General features: G+C 61.0%; 3 protein-coding genes. All 3 read left to right on the top strand.

Features of this window, described 5'->3' with window-relative positions; genetic code table 11:
- Positions 1–72: 72 nt before the first annotated feature.
- Positions 73–492, top strand: a complete 420-nt coding sequence (gene tnpA, locus F6X42_RS42370) for an IS66-like element accessory protein TnpA (RefSeq protein WP_187639697.1) — start codon at positions 73–75, stop codon at positions 490–492.
- Positions 489–833, top strand: coding sequence for an IS66 family insertion sequence element accessory protein TnpB (gene tnpB / locus F6X42_RS42365; RefSeq protein WP_061164571.1), 345 nt, complete (start codon positions 489–491; stop codon positions 831–833). The genes tnpA and tnpB overlap by 4 nt, the downstream gene beginning before the upstream one ends.
- Before the next feature lie 30 nt (positions 834–863).
- The coding region (gene tnpC / locus F6X42_RS42360) for an IS66 family transposase (protein WP_187639696.1) at positions 864–2294 on the top strand (1431 nt) is incomplete at its 3' end.

Below are 2294 nucleotides of genomic sequence, written 5' to 3'. Positions count from 1 at the left end.
GTATGCGTCTCACGTCGGCCGTTCTCCGGGCAGCAGTGAACGGGGGTAATTTGGTTCCCACCAAATGTTTTGATGGGAACCAAAGTGGCCGAGATTGTGGATAGCAAGTGCGAGGCACCGGGCAAGCGCCCCAACTTTGCGCGCGAATTCAAACGACAGCTGGTCGAACAGACGTTCGAGCCCGGGGCGTCTGTATCGCTGGTCGCGCGTCGCAACGACATAAACACCAACCTGCTGTTCAGATGGCGTCGCCAATATCTTCAGGGTGCATTTGGGGCGCTGCGTCCGGGGCTTGCCAGACGGGAACCCGATGGTGACGTTGCATCGTTACTTCCAGTCAGCCTTGTCCCGGAAGCCGAGGCCTCGATGCCGGTCCGCGAAGCCGTGTCGGAGGACGCCTGCGAGATCGAATTTGACCGTGCACGCTTGCGCATTCGCGGTAACGTGTCGCCGGATATGCTGCGGCTGCTGATTCGGGAGCTGTCCCGATGATCGGCCTGCCGGCTGGCACTCGCATCTGGATCGCCGCAGGCGTCACCGACATGCGTAGTGGTTTCCCGGCTCTTGCCGCGAAGGTGCAATCGGCACTCGAAGACAATCCGCTCGGCGGCGACGTGTTCATTTTTCGGGGACGTCGCGGCGATCTCGTAAAAATTCTATGGGCAACAGATGACGGACTATGGCTTCTCGCGAAGCGGCTTTCGCATGGACGGTTTATTTGGCCCCAGGCGGATGGCGGCAAGATCTTTCTGACGTCGGCACAGCTGTCGATGTTGCTGGAAGGCATCGATTGGCGACAGCCCCGTCGCACGGCGGCATTGTCGATGTTGTAAACCGCATCGAAGGCTCGTAAACTGCGGCGCATGCCCGATCATGCGCCGCTTCCGCAAACCGTTGCCGAGCTCCACGCCCTGGTGCTCGAGCAGCAGGCATCGATCGCAAAGATGCAGCAGGAGATCGCCGAACGCGACCGGGAGATTGTCGAACGCGACCAGCAAATCGAACGCCTGAAAGCGCAGATCGACAAGCTCAGGCGCATGCACTTCGGTCGTAAATCCGAGCAGTTGGAGCGGCAGATCGATCGGCTCGAAACCCAACTCGAGGATCTGGCAGCGGGCAGCGGCGTTGCCGATGTTCGCCGTGCGCGCGCTCGTGCATCGAGCTCGGGCGTATCTGCAGCATCCCCGAAGGAAGCCTTGGCGCCCCATCTGCCACGCGAAGAGCACGAGCTCGAGCCCGATTCCATCTGCCCGAAGTGCAACAACGCCATGGAGTTGCTCGGCGAGGATGTGTCTGAGCAGCTCGCGCGCGTCACGGCGATGTTCAAGGTCATCCGCACTATCCGTCGCAAGCGGATCTGCACCGGTTGCGGCCATATCGCGCAACCTCCCATGCCGGGGCTGCCGATCGAGCGCAGCATCGCGCATCCGAGCTTGCTGGCCGAGATCATCGTGGCGAAGTATGCAAACCACACGCCACTGTATCGGCAATCCGAGATCGCGGCGCGCGATGGCGTACGTCTCGATCGGGCCACCATGGCACGTTGGGTCGGGCAATGCGAAGAACTCTGCCGGCTGCTGACTGAAGCCCTGCGCCGCTACACGATGGCGACTACCAAGCTCCACGCGGACGACACGCCGATCCCGGTGCTCGCGCCTGGGAACAAAAAGACCAGGACCGGTCGATTGTGGGTCTACGTGCGCGATGATCGCCGCTCAGGTTCGAGCGAACCTGCTTCTGTCTGGTTCGCTTACTCGCCGGACCGCAAAGGCATTCACCCCCAGACCCATCTTGCCGGATTCGAAGGCATCCTTCAGGCGGACGGCTATGCCGGCTTCAACGAGTTGAACGAAGGCGGCAAAGTTCGTCTGGCATTTTGCTGGGATCATGCGCGCCGATACGTATTCAACGTGCATGAGACAGCCCCGTCGGACACCACGAAGCAATGGCTCGACATGATTGGCGAGTTTTACGGAATCGAGGCTGATATCCGCGGCAAACCGCCCGATGAGCGGCGACGCGTCAGGCAAGAAAAGAGCAATCCATTGCTCGCGGCCCTCGAGACGTCGATGAGGGAGAAACTCGCGACTCTTTGGCCGAAGGCACCGCTGGTCGAAGCGATCAACTACTCTCTGAACCGCTGGGACGGGCTCACACTGTTCTGTGATGACGGCCGCGTGGAGATCAGCAACGTGCTCGCCGAAAATGCTTTGCGCTGCGTGGCCCTCGGCCGGCGCAATTTCATGTTCGCTGGCTCTGACAGCGGTGGTGAGCGAGCCGCCGCAATGTATAGC

The sequence above is a fragment of the Paraburkholderia podalyriae genome, from assembly GCF_014397785.1.
GTDB classification, from domain to species: domain Bacteria; phylum Pseudomonadota; class Gammaproteobacteria; order Burkholderiales; family Burkholderiaceae; genus Paraburkholderia; species Paraburkholderia podalyriae.
Note: the sequence above shows the minus strand (reverse complement) of the source record. Positions and strands in the feature narration are given on the sequence as shown.